The sequence below is a fragment of the Nocardia terpenica genome (assembly GCF_013186535.1).
GTDB classification, from domain to species: Bacteria; Actinomycetota; Actinomycetes; order Mycobacteriales; family Mycobacteriaceae; genus Nocardia; species Nocardia terpenica.
In genome coordinates this window covers 336,502-353,309 of record NZ_JABMCZ010000001.1, presented here as the reverse complement: position 1 = coordinate 353,309, position 16,808 = coordinate 336,502, and the positions used below count along the sequence as shown (strand labels likewise).

The following is a 16,808-nucleotide window of genomic DNA, read 5'->3' as shown; positions in this document are numbered from 1 at the left end:
CGCGGGCCGGGGTCTTACCCGCCGGAACATACCCGACTCAACTCCGTCCGATCTTGGCGTGGCTCAATCTGAATCGGAATGTGGCGATCAGCGCACCGGCGGCGCCGACACCGAGTAATACGACACAGGGCGTGGCCACGGCGTCGAAGCCACCGCCCTCCAGGATGACCGCCCTGAACCCCTTCAGCGCCCAATACTGCGGCGTGACCGGCGACAGGCTCTTCGCCCAGTCCGGGAGCGTGTCCCGCGCGGCGATGGTGCCACCGAGACCGCCGAGGGCCAGCGAGATCGGTTGCGCGATGATCGTCAGCTGATCGATGGACTTGCAGACCGACACCAGCGCGATGCCGAACCCCCAGGTCGCTATCGATAGGCAGGCGGTCAGCAGGGCCAGCCAGACCACCGAGCCCTCGCTGTGCAGGTCGAAGACCCAGAAGGCGACGACCCACACGATCGTCAGCTGTAGTGCCGAGAACACCAGCAGCGGAAACGATTTGCCCGCGATGATCTCCGCGGCCCGCACCGGTGCGGCCCGCAGCCGATCCCAGGTGCCCCACTCGTGTTCGCGGAAGAACGAGGCGCCCAGCAGGCTGGTGATGAAGAAGGCGAACAGCACGATCGCTCCGGGACCGGCCTGTTCGACCCCGTTGGCGTGCGGGTAGCCACCCGCGAGCCGCAGCTGATACTTGTCGATCGGGGTCAGGAAGGCCATGAAGCCGATCGGCAGCACCGTCATGATGATCAGCTGCGCGGGATCGGAGCGGATGCGGTGGAAGTCCGCCCACGACAGCGCGCGCACCCGGGCGAGCGCGGAATCATGCAACAACATCGGAACTCCTTTCCGCGGCGTCCGGGACGACGATGTCGTCGTCGGGATCGGAGTCGCCCGCCGCGGCCATGATCGCCAGGTAGGCGTTCTCCAGGTTGGGGTGGTGCACCTCGGCCGACAGCAACCGATCCGCGTCGCCGCCCAGGGTGGCGAACAGCTGGGCCAGCAGCTGACCGGGAGAACCGGTGGGCACGGTGAGGATCCGCCCGTCGGTGACGGTCGCGCCGGGCAGACCCCGCCAGGCGCCCAGCCCCTCCGGCACCGAGTCCGAGAATTCCAGGCTCACAGCGGATTTCGCATAGCGCTCGACGAGTTCGGGGGCGTATCCCTCGGCCAGGATGCGCCCGTGATGCAACACCACCACGCGCGCGCCGAGTACCTCCAGCTCGGGCAGGTAGTGGGTGGCGTAGACGACCGCCGCGCCGCTGTCGGCGAGCCCGCGCACCTCGGTGAGCAGGTCTTGGCGGGCCGTGACGTCCGCGCCCACCGTGGGCTCGTCCAGCCACAGCACCTCGGGCCGGTGCAGCAGCGCCAGCGCGGTGTGCAGGCGGCGCTGCTGGCCGCCGGACAGGTTGTGCGCCCGAGTGCCGAGGAACGGCGTGATGCCCAGGCGCTCGGCCACTTCCGCGATCCGCGCGGGCAGCTCGGTGCGGCCCACACCCATGAGCCGCCCGAAGAACTCCATGTTCTCCCGCGCGGTCAGGATCGGGTACACGCCGAGTTCCTGCGGGGCCAGGCCGAGCCGGCGGCGGGCCTGGCGCGGGTCGGTGCGGATGTCGATCCCGGCGACGCGCACCGTCCCCGAATCGGCGGCGGTCAGCCCGGCCACGATCGAGGCGGTGGTGGTCTTGCCCGCGCCGTTGGGGCCGAGCAGGCCCAGCACCTCGCCGGGCCGCACGGTCAGATCAACCCCGGTGAGCACCTTCTTCTTACCGTAGGACTTGTTCAGGTCGTGGATTTCCAGCACGCCACACCTCCTCGCTCGGCGTCGGCAACGTTTCGGGTTCCCCGAGGACGCGCACCTCGCCGGGCGCGCCCGCCGGGGCGGTGAAGGCCCCGACGATGGCGGCCGCGACCGGTCCGATGGGGTTGCTCCGGGCGCGACCGCCCGGAGTGTTGGTCAGTTCGGTCCACAGCCGGGGCGGCCGGACCACCGAGACCCGCCACGAATGATGGCGTGCCACATAGTGTGCCAGCCCCTCGACCGCGAATTTCGCCGCCGCGTAATGGGCCCAGCCCTGCGGCGGGTCGGTCACCGCCTCCGAGGAGACCAGCACCACCGACGCCTCGGGCCGCAGCCGCCCGGTGCACACCGACAGCGGCGCGAGCACCAATCGGGCGCTCTCGGTGAGGAATTCGGTGGCGGAGTCGACCGCGTCCGGGGCCAGCGGCAGGGTCGGAATGGCGGGCGCGGCCAGCACTACCACCCCGTCGAGCGGGGTGTCGGGCAGCGCCGCGTCCAGGGCGCGCGGCTTGCTCGCGTCCACCACCACCGGGCGCAGCCGGTCGCGCTGGTCGGGTGCGGCCGCCAGCAGCGCGTCGGGGGAGCGGGAGCAGCCGACCAGGACCCGCGCGCCCTGCCCGGCCAGGCCCAGCGAGACGGCCGCGCCCAGGCCGCGGCTGCCGCCGACGACCAGGACGGTGCGCCCGGCCAGCGCCGACGACGGCGGCAGCACCGCGGCCAGCTCCGCCGGGTCGGGGCCCGGAACCGGTTCGCGGACCAGGCTTTCCACCGTCACGTCGGCGCTCACCCCGCAGCGGGTCCGCGCGTGCAGCGTGATCAGCCCGGACCGGCGGTCGACATCCGGTGCGTCGGTATGGAATTCGATCGGCCCGAAGCCCGCGCCGAGCAGGTCCACCGCGAACGCCACCAGCAGCGCGTCCCGGCCGGGCGTGCACATGCCGGTCCAGTAGCTCACCCAGCCCAGCACGGTGGCCACGTGTTCGGGCACCCGGCCGCCGATGAGCCGGTCCGCCAGCGCGGCGATGCCGCGGTGATCGACCGCGTAGCACCCGGTTTCGGGTCCGGGCGGGTCGGCCGGGTCGAGGCGGCGCGGCTGCATCAGGTGCGGGACGCAGTCGCTGTGCTCCTCGGAGAAGCGCAGCCCGGGACCGAGCGTGCAGCGGATGCCGACCGCCTCCACGCCGCCGAAGCTGACCCGGCCGCGCGCCTCGCCCGGGGTGAGCGTCCACTCGATCTCGTAGCGCCGTCCCGGCACGGCGGGCTGGCGGAAGGTGGTCCGAATGCCGTGCACCAGACGGGGATCCACGGTGTCGAACAGGGCGGCCAGAGCGAGGGTCGCGACCAGGGCGCCGTGCGCGATCGGGCGGCCGTAGGGGGATCGGCGCGCGAAGTCGGCATCGACGTGCAGCGGGTTGCGATCGCCGACCGCGTCGGCATAGGCCGCCACGTCGGCGTCGGTGAGCCGGAACGCCCGGGTGGTCATGACGTCAGCGCTCGCTGCGCGGCCGCCACCGCGGCGGCGAAGTCGGCGAGCGAGACCTCCGAGGTGAGCAGCCGCTCGGGCAGCTCCACGCCGAAGGCGCGCTCGACCGCGTACACCAGCCGCACCTGGGCGAGCGAATCCCAGACGTCCATATCGCCACGGGCGGTCTCGGGACCGAACGCGGCCGGTTCGCCGACGACGGTGGCGAACACCTCGAGCAAACGTTCCATCAGTTGATCAGTGGCCATGATGTAGTTGCGCCTCTCGGATGTGGGGGCTGCGGGGTGGGACCCCGTCGGTCAGGTCGTAGCCGTACGGCGAGCCCACGGTGGTCTCGCCCCCGGCGGTGTCGGCGTCGGCATCGGCGACGAAGCCCCGACTCGGATACAGCTCGCTCACCAGCGCGTTGCGCGGTGTCGGCAGATAGCGGCCCAGCAACCGGGAACAGCCACGGGCGCGGGCCCATTCGGCCACGGCGGCCAGCAGGTTGTCCTCGGCGCCGCGACCGATCACCCGGCAGCTCAGCAGCAGCGTGTCGATCTCGGCGACGCCGCCGCGGTCCTCGGCCAGCAGCACGCCCACGATGCCGTGGTCGGCGAACCGGTCGCGCAGCCGCAGGGTGACCGAGAACCACTGCGGGTCCTCGGAGATCTTCAGCACCTGGGTCTGGGTGTGGCGGCGGGTGGTCAGGTTGAACTGGTTGGTCTTGGCCACCAGCTGCGCGGCCCGATCGATGGTGGTGCTGTTGATCGGCTCGATCACCGCCTCCATCCGGAGCCCGGCCAGGAACTCGTCGAGCGTGCGGCCGGTGGCCAGCTGCTCGGCGGCGGCCAGGGCCTGGTAGGAACGCTGCCGCGCGAAGTCCTCGTCCGACAGCGATCCGGGATGCAGCCACGGCAGGCTCGCCAGCAGCGCCGGGAACTTCGCCGGGGAGGCGGGCAGGGTCACCGTGCGCACCTCGGGGTGGGCAGCGGCGACCTGTTCGCATTCGGCGCGATTGTCGTCGACGAACACCATGCTGCCCAGCCCGAGCCGGACCCGGTCCGAAATCTCTTGCAACTGTTCGGATTTCGGCCGCCAGTCGGCGACGATGCAGGTGAAGTCGTCGACCCCGAGCACCATGCCGGGCGCCTCGGCGATCGCCCGCAGCGCCAGGTCGCGATCGTTCTTGCTGGCCACCGCCAGCAGCACGCCGCGCTCGGTGAGCGCGCGCAGGTAGCGCTGGAATTCGGCGAACGCCTCGCCGTCGGGCCCGGTGCCGATGCGGATGCCGTCGATGCCGTCCTCGCCCAGGATGCCGCCCCACAGCGTGCCGTCCAGGTCGAGCACCACGCAGCGCGCGGACAGGCCGCGGTCGGAGGCGACGGTGTCGGCGATCGCGGTCGCCAGCCAGGGCAGGCTGTCCGGCGCGAACGGCTGCCGCACCCGATACCAGCTGCGCGGATCCTCCCAACGGCTCAAACCCACCTGGGCCGCGAGCTGTTCGGTGTCGATGTAGAGCACCCGGCCCGCCGCCTGCTCGGCGAGCGCCGCGTTCACCGCGCGCACCAGCCCGGACCGCGACTGCGGGGTGCGCCAGGCCACCGGGCCGTAGGTGTCGGTGGCCGGGGGCGCGAAGCCGAGCTGGATGGCGCGCACCCCGAGCCGGGCGGCCGCGTCCCACAGCCCGACCCAGCGGCGCACGTTCTCCTCCACCGAGTCGACCAGGTCGTGGTGGGTTCCGGACAGCACCACGTAATCGCCCTCGCGCAGCGGGCTCTGCGGGTCGAACAGCACCTGTTCCAGCTGCCCGAACGGGAAGCGCAGCAGCTCCGGGGCGAGACCGGCGCGGGCCCCGGCCAGCGGCAGCAGCTCGGTCAGGAATTCGGTGGTGTAGCTGGCCAGCAGCGCGATCCGTACCGGAACGCCCTGGGCCGCAAGGGTTTCGGCCTCCGCGGCGCGGCGGGTCCACTCGGCGTAGCCGTCGGCGGGGGCGAGTTCGGTGGCGAGTCGGGTGTGCACGATTACCGTTCCTCCGTGCGCCGGGCGCCGAACGCCAGGTGCTGATCTTCGAATTCGGCCAGGGCGGTCAGGGTGTCGGCGATGGTCGCGGTATTGACGGTGCCGCCCGACCGGGCGCGCAGGCGGGCGTGCAGCAGCAGCGGCGGCAGGGCGCGCCAGCGTTCGAGCGCGTCCTCCCAGTGCGCGCGCCCGGCCGCGTCGAGCACGTCGGCGTCCCGGTCGGCCGCCCACAGCAGCAGTTCGCGCTGCCGCAGCGCCTGCCACAGGTCGTCGATCTGCTCGAAATCGGCGGCGCCGCGGGCGAATCGGTAGCGGCTCGCCAGCGCCCGCAGCGCGTCCGGGCCGACCAGCCGCTCCGGCGGCGCGGGGGCGATCACCGGATCCGGGTCGGGTTCGAGCCAGCGGTAGGCGCGGCCCGGCGCGATGTCGGCGGAACCGGCCATCGACTCCTCGCGCAGCCGCGGCACCGCGTCCTCCGCGCCGATGCTGATCGCCCACTCGCGCAACTCGTTCGGGCCCGGGATCGGCATCCGGGTGCCCGCCTGCGGGCCCAGTTCGGTGGTCATGGCGAGCGGGTCGGCGGCGACCCAGCCGCCGGTCTCGACCACGATCGTCAACCAGTGCGGGGCGTGCCAGCGCCGGTAACCGCGCTGCCAGGGCAGGTGGTACACGTCGCCGAGCACCACGGCCGCGCCGTCGTGGGCGATCCGCTCGGCGATCGCGGTGTAGGCGGTGTCCCAGTCGTCGGCGCCGGTGACCCGCAGCCCGAGCGCGGGCAGCGGCGGGGCGGGGTGGTGATCGAAGCGCAGCAGGGTGTCGGCGGGGGTCACCGCCAGGAACGGCCCGCCCGCGAGCAGCGGCCGCCACCACGATGTTTCGCCGCGCGCGACGAGCGCCCCGGCCAGTGCGGCGGTGAAGCAGGTCAGCTTGTCGCCGTGGGTGTGCAGGGTGGTGCTCATTTCGCCCTCAGTACTCGCAGGGATTGGTCCAGGTATGCCTGCCGCGAGGCCGAGCGCTGGATCTTGCCGCTCGAGGTGCGCGGGATCGCGCCCGGGGCGACCAGCACCACCTCGTGCACGCCGACCTCGTGCACGTCGAATATGGCCTGCCGCACCGCCTTCCGCAGTTCGGCGGCGGTGGCCGCGCCCTCCTCGGTGCCGACCTGCAACCGGGCCTCCACCAGCACCACGATCTTCTCCCGGTCGCCCTCGGTGACGGCGAACGCCGAGCAGCGGCCCGGCAGCACCAGCGCGTGCGCCTGCTCTGCCGTGTCCTCCAGGTCCGGCGGATAGAAGTTGCGGCCGTCGACGATGATGAGGTCCTTGAGCCGGGTGGTCAGGTACAGCTCACCGTCGTGCAGGAAGCCGATGTCGCCGGTGCGCAGGTAGTGGGTGCCGTCCGGCGGCGACAGCCGGGCGCGGAAGGCGGCCTCGGTCTCCTCGGGCCGGTTGTAGTAGCCGTTGGCGATGGCCGGGCCGGTGACCCACACCTCGCCGAGGCGGCCCTCCGGCAGCAGTTCCCGGGTCTCGGGGTCCACGATGGCGATCGTGGTGCCGGGCACGGCCGAGCCCGCGCCGACGACCTCGGCACCATCGCTATCGGTCACGGCCACCACACCTTTCGCCAGCTCCTCGCGGTCCACGGTGAGGATCCGGATGCCGCCGCGGGTCTCCCAGTTCACCGAGACGATGAGCGTCGACTCGGCCAGCCCGTACCCGGCGCACAGCGTCGACTCCGACAGCCCGCACGGCGCGAACGCCTCGCGGAACTTGTGCACGGTGGCGACCCGCACCGGCTCCGCACCGGCCAGCCCGTAGCGCCAGCGGCTCAGATCCAGGCGGGCGCGCTGGTCGGCGGTGATCCGCTCGGCGCACAGCTCGTAGCCGAGATTCGGTGCGGCGGCGAAGGTTTGCTGCGGCGCGTCGCTGATGGCCTGCAACCAGCGCTCCGGGCGGCGCAGGAACGACGACGCGGACAGCTGCACCACCTGGTGCCCGGCGATGATCGGCAGCACGACGCCGACCATCAGGCCCATGTCGTGGAACAGCGGCAGCCAGCTCACGAAGGCCAGGTCGTCGTCCTTGCCGAGCCCGACCCGGCCCAGCGTGTCGTACACCTGGCGGCCGTTGGCCAGCAGGCCGCGGTGCGGCACCATCACGCCCGCGGGGGTGCGGGTGGAGCCGGACGTATATTGCAGCAGCGCCGACTGTTCCGGGTCGACGTCGGGCCAGTCCCAGGTGGCGGCGAAGGCGTCGTCGACCTCGCCGGTGCTCACGATCAGCCGGGTGGAGTCGGTCGGCGAGGCGTCCAGCCAGCTCGTCACCCGAGCCATGTCGTCGTCGGTGGTGATGAGGCAGGCCGGGTCGGCGTCGGTGCACACCGCGTCGAGTCGGCCGTTGGCGTTGTGAGTGCTGGGCGGGAACAGCGGCACCGCGATGATGCCCGCGTACAGGCAGCCGAAGAACGCCTTCACGTAGTCCAGTCCGGGCGGCAGCAGCAGCACCGCCCGCTCCCCCGGCTCCGCGATGGGTTGCAGGGTGGCCGCGAACGCCCGTGCGGCGCGGTCCATTTCGTGGAAGGTCAGCGAGGTGGTCTCGCCGTGCGGGTCCTGCGGATCCGGGTAGTTGACGAAGCTGTAGGCGATCGCGTCGGGGCGGCGCTCGGCGTGCGTGCGCAGCGCGTGGATCATGGTCTCGTACTGCACCGCCGGTGCAGTGGGTAACGTCGCGGTCATACTCCGACCTCCTGTCGTGACGGCGGCGCAAGAAAACCGATCTTGCGGAAGTAGTCCAGGTAGCGGACGAACAGCTCGCGCGACACCGGCGGGCAGGCCACCCCGGCCCGCTCGATCGCCGGGTCGACGTCGAAACTCAGTGCGGGAGCGAGCCCGTCGCCGCCGCCGAGCAGGCTCAGCACCCGGTAGGCGGCCGACTCCGGGCCCGCGGTGGCGGCGTGCGCGGCGACGGCGTCGCGCCACTCGGGGATACCGGCGAGGCGAATCTCCCAGCCGCCCTCCCGAATCCAGGCGACGGCGTCGGCGAAGGCGCCCGGCGCCGGGTTGCGCACGTGGTGAATGTGCGTGCCCGGTCCGGTGTTTCGGGCCAGTTCGACGATCGCGGCGGCGGCGAAGTCGGCGGGGGCGAGGTCGACGGTGAAGTCGACGTCCGGGGCCAGGCCCACCTCCTGGCTGGCCTTGACCAGCAGCCAGAAGAAGTCGCTGGTCTGGCACGCCCCGGTGGCGCTGTCGCCACCGATGCGGCCGAGCCGGTACACGCCGACCGGCAGCCCGCGCTCGCCCGCCTCGCACACCAGCCGCTCGGCCACCCACTTGGTTTGCAGATAGCCCAGCGCCAGCTGCGAGGGGTCGCGCGGCGGGGCGGGCTTCCCGACCCGGCCGTCGGCCCCGTCGCCCGGTCCGAGCACATACAGCGAGGACACGAAATGCAGTGGCACACCGGCACTTCGGGCCAGGTCGAGCAGCAGCTCGGTGCCGGTGATATTGGCCGCCTCCAGCACCCGGTAGGGCAGCGCGAAGTTCACGTGCGCGCCGTTGTGGTAGATCGCGTCCACGCTGCGGCCCAGCAGCAGGAACTCCTTCTCGCTCAGGCCCAGTCGCGGTTCGGCCAGATCGCCGAGCACCGGGACGACCCGGTCCAGCCCGTCGTGCGGCAGCTCGTAGTCGTCGAACGCCGCCGTCAACCGCCGCAGCGCCGCGGCCCGGCTGTCGGCGCGCACCAGGCAGTGCACCCGAAGGTCGGTGCGGCTCAGCAGCTCTCGCAGCAGGAACGCGCCCACGAAGCCGGTCGCGCCGGTGAGCAGCACCGCGCCGGTCGGCGCGTGCGCGGGCAGCGGCCACGGACCGACGGGCCAGCGGGCGGTGATCGCCCGCACCTCGGCCTCGTAGTCGACGACCTCCCCGGCGGCGGTGTCGCCGCTCAGCAGCGCCGCCACGCCCTCCACGGTGGGCCGGGCGAACAGCGAGCCGAGCGGGATGTCCTCGTCGAAGGTCTCCTTCAGCCGCAGCACCAGCTGCGCGGCGAGCAGCGAATGCCCGCCCAGGTCGAAGAAGTTGTCCTCGCGACCCACCCGCGGCACGCCCAGCACCTGCGCGAAGACGGCCGAGATCCGTTGCTCCAGCGGCGTTCTCGGCGGCTCGTAGGACACCGGGTTGCGGCGCAGCACCGGGGCGGGCAGGGCGCGGCGGTCCAGTTTCCCGTTGGTGGTCAGCGGGAATCGGTCCAGCACCATCACCCCGGCGGGCACCATGTGCTGCGGCAGCCGCCGCGCCAGGTGGGCGCGCACCGCCACGGCCAGATCGTCGCGGGCCTTGACCCGCAACGGGTCCGAGGTCACCGGGCCGCCGCGCCAGGTCACGGGCCGGGAGGGGGCGGCCGCGAGCGGCACGTCCCAGCGGGTGGCGATCACGTCGAAGCGCCCGGCCGGGCGGCGGATCGCCTCGATCCGGTACGGGGACCGTTCCGCCAGCGCGAGATAGGTCTCGGGGTTGGCGCCGTCCGAATCGGCCAGCGCCGCACGCAGTTCCGCGGCATTGGCGCGCCCCTTGGCCACGGCGGCGGCCACGGCCAGCGGGCCGGAGATGCGGGCGTCGGCCACATCCGGGACCACGACGGCCTCCGGCTCCTCGCGGGCGAGCAGGTCGGCCAGCGCCGCGGGCGAGGTGGCCGGGTCCAGGACCCGGGCCAGCACCGGCCGCTGCGGGCCGCCCGCGTAGAGCACGGCGTCGTAGCGGAACCGCGACATCTCGTTGAGGTGCGCGCCGCGCCGCAGCCGGATCCGCGCGCCCGACAGGTTCGGGTGATTCGCCGCGATATCGGCGAAATACTGTGGGGCCAGCAGCAATTCGGCGTCGCGGTCGCAGGCCGCGGTGACGGCGGGGGCCAGTTCGGCGGCTCCGGCGGCCGGGGCCGCCGCCATCTCGACGGTGGTGTGGAACGCCCGCAGCAGGTCCAGGTCGCGCACGTCGCCGACGTAGAGCACGCCGTCGGGGCCGAGCAGGTCGGCGGCCTCCTCCAGCACCCGGGTCAGGTAGTCGGCGCTCGGGAAGTACTGCACCACCGAGTTGATCAGGATGACGTCGTAGGGTCCGGTCAGGTCCTCGGGCAGTTGATCGGCGGCGCCCTGGAACAGCCGCACCTGCGACAGGCCCGCGGCGATGTTCTCGCGGACATGGGCCAGCGCGGTCGAGGACATGTCGGTGGCGTCGTAGCGTTCCGTGTCCGGCGCCAGGCGGGACAGCAGCAGGCCGGTGCCGCAACCGATTTCGAGCACGCGGCGCGGGCGCAGCGCGCGCACCGCCTCGACGGTGGAGTCCACCCACTCGCGCATGTGCTCGTCCGGGATGGCGGCATTGGTGTAGGAGCTGTTCCAGCCGGTGATATTGAAATCGGACTCGATATCGTCGCGGTGCTGCCCGTAGGTGCTGTCGAACACCACCTCCCAGTCGGAGACCTGATCCTGTTCGGCGGCCACGGCATCCTCGTCGGCCGACAGGTCGCGGGGCGTGAAATACGCGACCAGCGCGACGGTTCCGCCGCTGTCCTCCCGGGCCAGCACCACCGACTGCTCGACGCCGGGGTGGGCGTCGAGCACGGCCTCGATCTCGCCGAGTTCGATCCGGAACCCGCGCACCTTCACCTGATGGTCGATGCGGCCCAGGTACTCCAGATCGCCGTCGGCGCGGCGGCGGGCGAGATCGCCGGTGCGGTACAGCCGCCGCTCGCCGAGCAGCGGGTGCCGGACGAACCGCTGGGCGGTCAGCTCGTCGCGATTCAGATATCCCCGACCGACACCCGCGCCGCTGACGAACATTTCGCCCGCGACCCCGTCCGGCACCGGCCGCCCGGCCGGGTCCAGGATCAGCACGCCGAGATCCGGCAGCGGCACGCCGATCAGGCTGCCCGCCGCGGAATCCACATCGGCCGCGGTCACCTCGCGATAGGTGACGTGCACGGTGGTCTCGGTAATGCCGTACATATTGATCAGCCGCGCGCGGTCGCCGTGCCGCTGGAACCAGGGCCGCAGGCTCGGCAGGTCCAGCGCCTCACCGCCGAACACCACCCACCGCAGCGCCAGCTCGTCCCCCCGCGCCCCCGCCAGCGCCGGAATCAGTTGCAGGAACGCCGAGGGCGTCTGATTCAGCACGGTGACACCCTCCCGCACCACCAACTCCGCGAAATCCTCCGCGGCCCTACTGATCTCGCTCGGCACCACCACGACCCGCCCGCCGTGCAACAGCCCGCCCCACATCTCCCACACCGCGAAATCGAAGGAGTAGGAGTGGAACATCGTCCACACATCCCCCGCCCCGAAATCGAACCACCGCCGGGTCCCGGAAAACAGCCGAACCACATTCCGGTGCTCGATAACCACACCCTTGGGCACACCGGTGGAGCCGGAGGTGTAAATGACATAGCAGGGGTCCTGCGGGCCGACGGACGATCCGCCTTCCGCTGCCCCCGGCGCGCCTTCTTCCTTTGGTCCCGGCGTGCCTTCTTCCCTTGGTCCCGGCGTGCTTTTGGCCGGGACCTCCCCGTCCACCACCAGCAGCTCCGGCCCATCCTCCGCCCCCAGCGCCCCCGCCAGCGACTCCTGCGTAATAACCAGCCGCGCACCGGAATCCGAGATCATGAACGAAATCCGCTCCCCCGGATTCATCGGATCCAGCGGCACATAAGCGGCCCCCGCCTCGAGCACCGCGAGAATCGCGACCACCACATCGGCGGACCGCTCCAGATGAATGCCGACGAAGTCACCCAGCCCAATTCCGCGCCCCCGCAGCACCCTCGCCAAATCGCTTGCCGCCGCAACCAGTTCGCCATAGCTCGTGTGCTCGTCACCGAACGTCACCGCCACCGCATCCGGCGTCCGCGCCGCCTGGGCCCGGAACAGCTCGTGCAGGGTGGCATTCGGGGCATCGATATCGTCACCGGGCAGCGCTGCCGCGATCGCCCGCTCGCGCTCCTCGTCCTCCAGGAAATCCAACTCCGCCAGCGGAATATCCGGCCGCTGTACCGCCGCCCCCAGCAGCGCCACGAAGTGCCGGGCCAGCCCCGCCGCGGTCGCCTCGTCGTAGAGGTCCGTGTCGTACTCGATCGCACCGACGATCTCGTCCCCGACCGGGCGCAGCTGCACCAGCACATCGAATTTCGCGGTGGCCGAATGCACCTCGAGGTATTCGGCGCGGATGCCGGACACGCTCAGCTCCGGCAGCGCGGTGTTCTGTAGCACCAGCGCGGTCCGGAACAGCGGCGAGTGGCTCAGTTCCCGGTCCGGGCGAACGTGCTCGACGACCAGGTCGAAGGGCACCTCCTGGTGGTCGAAGGCGTCGAACACCACGCCCTGCTCGCGGGCCAGCAGCTCCCGGAAGGTCGGCGCGCCCGACAGATCGGTGCGCAGCGCGAGCGCATTGACGAAGAACCCGATCAGCGGCTCCACCTCGGGCCGGGTGCGATTGGCGATCGGGGTGCCGACGGTAATGTCCTCCGCGCCCGTGTAATACCGCAGCAGCGCCTTGAATCCCGCCATCAGCGCGACGAACAGGGTCGCGGGGCGATCGTTGCGCCGCACCTCGCCCGCCAGCCGCCGCAGGCCGGTGGAGATCTCCGCCGGGATGGTGAATGTCAGTCGCGCGCCCCGGCTTTCGGGTTGCAGGGCGCGCGGCCGATCGGGGTGGAAGGTCACCAGCGGCGGCTCGTCGCCGAGCACGTCGCGCCAGTAGTCCAGGTCGCCGTCGAATTCGTCGCGCCCGGCGCGGGTGCGCAGCCATTCCGCGTAATCGGCGTACTGCACAGCCAATTCGGGCAGCGCGGACGCGCCGTCCGCGCCGTAGGCGGCCATCAGCTCGGTCGCGAACACGCCCAGCGACCAGCCGTCGGAGACGATGTGGTGCATGGCGATGGCGAACAGCGCCTCGTCGGCGCTCAGGCGCACCAAAAGCACCTCGAACAGCGGGCCGGACAGGTCGAAGACGGTGCGGCAGAACCGATCCACCCGGTCCAGCGCATCGGCCTCGCGCCGCTCGGGGTCCAGTTCCTCCGGCTCGACCACGGTGAATCGGACCGGACCGGCCTCCCCCACCACCTGCACCGGAAGCCCGTCGCGCAGTTCGATGGTGGTGCGCAGCGCCTCGTGCCGGGCGACGACCACGGCGAGGGCGTCGCGCACCGCGGCCACGTCGAGCGGGCCGAACAGGCGCAGCGCCAGCGGCATGGTGTAGGTGGCGCGGCCCGGGAACAGCTGCTCCAGGAACCAGATTCGCTGCTGCGCCGCCGAGAGCGGCACGGCCGCGGCCGGGTCGGGCCGCCTCGGGATGCCCGATCGCTCGGCGCGACCGGCGGCCCAGCGGCGCAGCAGTTCCCGCCGCGATCCTCGAATGTCGGACAGCTCAGGCATTTTCGGTGCGCTCCTCGGTGGTGCCGCGCTCGTCGAGCAGCAGCTCGACCTCGCTGTCGGACATCTCGTCCAATCGGTTGATCAGGTCGTCGGCAATGACGTCGGCCATTCCGGCAATGGTCGGGCGGGCGAACAGATCCCCCAGGGCCAGCTGCACCGGGAACGTGGCCCGCAGCCGCGTCGCCACATGCACCGCCATCAGCGAATCCCCACCCACCTCGAAGAAATTGGCATCATCGGCAATGTCATCGGTCCCCAGCGCCTCATACCAGACATCCGCCACCCGCGCCCGCATGGACACGGTGAATTCATCGGCATCCTCAGCGGTTTCGGCCTCGACGGCGGCGAATCCTTCAGGAACCACCACAGGCGTCCCCGGCCGCTCACCCGTCCCGGCAACGTCGCCCCTCATGTTCCCGGCGCGCTCGCCCCCCATGCTCCCGGCACGCTCGCCCCCCATGCTCCCGGCACGCTCGCCCCCCATGCTCCAGGCACGCTCGCCCACCTTGTTCCCGGCATGCTTTTGGCCGGGATCCCCGGTCCCAGGCGGATCAATCCAATACCGCTGCAACACGAACGGATACGTAGGCAACCCCACCCGCCCCCGCCCCGAATCCCCATGCACCGCACCGAAGTCCACCTCCACCCCGGACACCCACAGCCGCCCCGCCGCCTCGGCGATCACATCGGCCGCGGGCCGGTCACCGGACCCGGTACCGGCCGAGGCCACCGTCGGCGTCGACCGCTCGATCGAGCGCAGGAACGACACCAGCGACTTGCCCGGCCCCACCTCGAGCCCGACGGTGCCCGGATTCCGTTGCAGCACCGCCTGCGCCGCCTCGCGGAAGCGCACCGGGCTGGTCATCTGCCGCGCCCAGTAGTCCGGATCGGTGGCCTGCTCGGCGGTGATCGGCGCGCCGGTCAGGTTGGACCAGAACGGATCTCGCGGGGCCCGCCGCTGCACGGCCCCGACCGCGGCCGCGAACTGCGCGGCGGCCTCGTCCATGAGCGGCGTGTGGAAGGCGTGCCCCACCGGCAGCAGCGCCCCGGCCACCCCGCCGCCGGACAGCTCCTCGGCCAGGCGCTGCACCGCCGACTGCCCGCCGGCGACGACGCACCGCGTCGGGGAGTTGTCCGCGGCCAGCCACACCTGCTCCGGCAGCAGCTCGGCCAGCTGCTCCGCGCCCACCGAGACGGCGAGCATCGCGCCAGGCGGCGCGGCGGCCATCAACCGGCCGCGGGTGACCACCAGCCGCAGCGCGTCCGGCAGCTCGAACACCCCGGCGAGGGTGGCGGCCACCAGCTCACCGAGGCTGTGCCCCAGCAACTCTCGCGGCTCGACACCGAACTCGCGCCACATGCCCGCCAGCGCGTACTCCACCGCGAACACGGCCGCCTGCGTCTGCTCGGTGCCCTCCGGCCCGTGCAGCGCCGCGTCCAGATCGAATCCGGCCGTCTCGCGCAGCAACTCACCGCACTCGCGTAACCGGTTGCCGAACGCCGGGACCGCCGCCGCCAATCGCGGGAACAGCGAACCGAGCGAGACGCCCTGCCCCGGGAACAGCAGCACCGGCGCGGGGGCCGCCAGCGCCTGTCCCGTGATCGGATGTGCCAGTGCCGCAGCGGCTTCCGTGGCCGTCGAGGCGACCACCAGGCGCCGATGCGGGAAGCGCCGCCGCCCGCGGTCCAGCGTGCGCGCCACCGCGGCCAGGTCCCGGCCCGTCCCGTCGAGATGATCGGCCAGCCGCGCCGCGAGCCGGTCGGCGGCCCCGGCGGTGCGGGCCGAGATCGGCAGGGCGCGCGGCCCGGTCGCCGCGGGCTCCGCGACGGGGGCGGGCGGCTGCTCGACGATCACGTGCGCATTGGTGCCGCCGATGCCGAAGGCGCTCACCGCCGCCCGGCGCACCTCGCTCTGCCACGGGCGCAGCGCGGTATTGACGAAGAACGGGCTGGCCGCGAAGTCGATCTCGGGATTGGCCCGGGTGAAGTGCAGGCTCGGCGGGATCGCGCCCTCGCGCACCGACAGCACCGCCTTGATGAACGCGGCCACACCGGCCGCCGAATTCAGGTGCCCCACATTGGTTTTCACCGAACCCAGCGCGCAATACTGTGCCGCGTCGGTGTGTTCGCGATAGGCGGCGGTCAGCGCCGCCACCTCGATGGGATCGCCGAGCCGGGTGCCGGTGCCGTGCGCCTCGACGTAGCCGATGGTGTCGGCCCCGATTCCGGCCACCGACAGCGCCTCCCGGATGACGGCCCGCTGCCCGGCGATCCCGGGCGCGGTGTAGCCGACCTTGCGACCGCCGTCGTTGTTGACCGCCGACCCGAGGATCACCGCGTGGATGCGGTCCCCGTCGGCGAGGGCGTCGCCGAGCCGCTTCAGCACGACCGCGCCGACGCCCGACCCGAACACGGTGCCCGCCGCATTGGCGTCGAAGGCCCGGCAGTGCCCGTCCGGGGACAGGATCGACCCCTCCTCGTAGACATAGCCGGACTCGTGCGGCACCTGCACACTCGCCCCACCGGCCAGCGCCACGTCGCACTGGAAGTCCTGCAGCGCCTGCACCGCCTGGTGCACCGCGACCAGCGAGGTCGAGCACGCCGACTGCACGGCCACGCTGGGCCCGGTCAGGTCCAGCTTGTAGGACACCTTGCTGGCCAGATAGTCCGAGGCATTGCCGTGCAGCGCGTGCAGCTGCGCCGACGGGCTGTCGAACAGGGTGGCGTGCGCGACCAGGTTGCGCAGCAGATAGGTGCTCAGGCCCGCGCCCGCGAAAACGCCTACGGGAGCGGGGTTCTCGGCGGGCACGATGCCCGCGTCCTCGAACGCCTCCCACGCGCACAGCAAAAACAGCCGGTGCTGCGGATCGGTGAATTGTGCCTCGCGCGCGCTCATCTCGAAGAATTCGGCGTCGAAGCGGTCGTGATCGGCCAGCGTCGATCCGGCGTGCACGTAGCCCGCGGGCGGCTCGGCGGGCATGGCCGCCGACCGCAGCGGCCGCACCGATTCGTGCCCGGCGCACAGGTTGCGCCAGTACTGCTCGGTGGTCTCGGCATCGGGCAGGCGGCAGGCCATGCCCACCACAGCGATGCGAAAGTCGTTGTCTGACTCGGTCATT

9 protein-coding genes are annotated in these 16,808 nt (G+C 72.1%); all 9 read right to left on the bottom strand.

Annotated elements, in window-relative coordinates:
* Positions 1-37: 37 nt before the first annotated feature.
* The 9 genes from HPY32_RS01675 to HPY32_RS01635 are packed head-to-tail and all read right to left on the bottom strand — an operon-like array spanning position 38 to position 16,807.
* Positions 38-829, bottom strand: a complete 792-nt coding sequence (locus tag HPY32_RS01675) for an ABC transporter permease (RefSeq protein ID WP_082870909.1) — start codon at positions 827-829, stop codon at positions 38-40.
* Entirely contained in the window at positions 816-1,796 is a 981-nt protein-coding gene (locus HPY32_RS01670) for an ABC transporter ATP-binding protein (RefSeq protein WP_067582460.1), read from the bottom strand. The genes HPY32_RS01675 and HPY32_RS01670 overlap by 14 nt, the downstream gene beginning before the upstream one ends.
* On the bottom strand, positions 1,759-3,276 hold the full coding sequence (locus HPY32_RS01665) for an SDR family oxidoreductase (protein WP_082870908.1): 1,518 nt from the start codon (positions 3,274-3,276) through the stop codon (positions 1,759-1,761). The genes HPY32_RS01670 and HPY32_RS01665 overlap by 38 nt, the downstream gene beginning before the upstream one ends.
* Positions 3,273-3,506, bottom strand: coding sequence for an acyl carrier protein (locus tag HPY32_RS01660; protein ID WP_157777340.1), 234 nt, complete (start codon positions 3,504-3,506; stop codon positions 3,273-3,275). Before HPY32_RS01660 ends, HPY32_RS01665 begins: the two co-directional genes overlap by 4 nt.
* A gap of 7 nt (positions 3,507-3,513) precedes the next feature.
* On the bottom strand, positions 3,514-5,277 hold the full coding sequence (locus HPY32_RS01655) for an HAD-IIIC family phosphatase (protein WP_067582451.1): 1,764 nt from the start codon (positions 5,275-5,277) through the stop codon (positions 3,514-3,516).
* A gap of 2 nt (positions 5,278-5,279) precedes the next feature.
* Positions 5,280-6,236, bottom strand: coding sequence for a cysteine peptidase family C39 domain-containing protein (locus tag HPY32_RS01650; protein ID WP_067582447.1), 957 nt, complete (start codon positions 6,234-6,236; stop codon positions 5,280-5,282).
* Positions 6,233-8,011, bottom strand: a complete 1,779-nt coding sequence (locus HPY32_RS01645; protein WP_082870907.1) for a fatty acyl-AMP ligase — start codon at positions 8,009-8,011, stop codon at positions 6,233-6,235. The genes HPY32_RS01650 and HPY32_RS01645 overlap by 4 nt, the downstream gene beginning before the upstream one ends.
* On the bottom strand, positions 8,008-13,689 hold the full coding sequence (locus tag HPY32_RS01640; RefSeq protein ID WP_067582440.1) for a non-ribosomal peptide synthetase: 5,682 nt from the start codon (positions 13,687-13,689) through the stop codon (positions 8,008-8,010). The genes HPY32_RS01645 and HPY32_RS01640 overlap by 4 nt, the downstream gene beginning before the upstream one ends.
* A complete protein-coding gene (locus HPY32_RS01635; protein WP_171982688.1) occupies positions 13,682-16,807 on the bottom strand; it encodes a type I polyketide synthase in 3,126 nt (1,041 codons plus the stop codon). Before HPY32_RS01635 ends, HPY32_RS01640 begins: the two co-directional genes overlap by 8 nt.
* Position 16,808 lies beyond the last annotated feature (1 nt).

Bases quoted from the DNA above. Each gene is read 5' to 3' on its own strand.
- HPY32_RS01675 (WP_082870909.1), bottom strand. From the start codon at position 829: ATGTTGTTGCATGATTCCGCGCTCGCCCGGGTGCGCGCGCTGTCGTGG.
- HPY32_RS01665 (WP_082870908.1), bottom strand. From the start codon at position 3,276: ATGACCACCCGGGCGTTCCGGCTCACCGACGCCGACGTGGCGGCCTAT.
- HPY32_RS01660 (WP_157777340.1), bottom strand. From the start codon at position 3,506: ATGGAACGTTTGCTCGAGGTGTTCGCCACCGTCGTCGGCGAACCGGCC.
- HPY32_RS01650 (WP_067582447.1), bottom strand. From the start codon at position 6,236: ATGAGCACCACCCTGCACACCCACGGCGACAAGCTGACCTGCTTCACC.
- HPY32_RS01645 (WP_082870907.1), bottom strand. From the start codon at position 8,011: ATGACCGCGACGTTACCCACTGCACCGGCGGTGCAGTACGAGACCATG.
- HPY32_RS01640 (WP_067582440.1), bottom strand. From the start codon at position 13,689: ATGCCTGAGCTGTCCGACATTCGAGGATCGCGGCGGGAACTGCTGCGC.
- HPY32_RS01635 (WP_171982688.1), bottom strand. From the start codon at position 16,807: ATGACCGAGTCAGACAACGACTTTCGCATCGCTGTGGTGGGCATGGCC.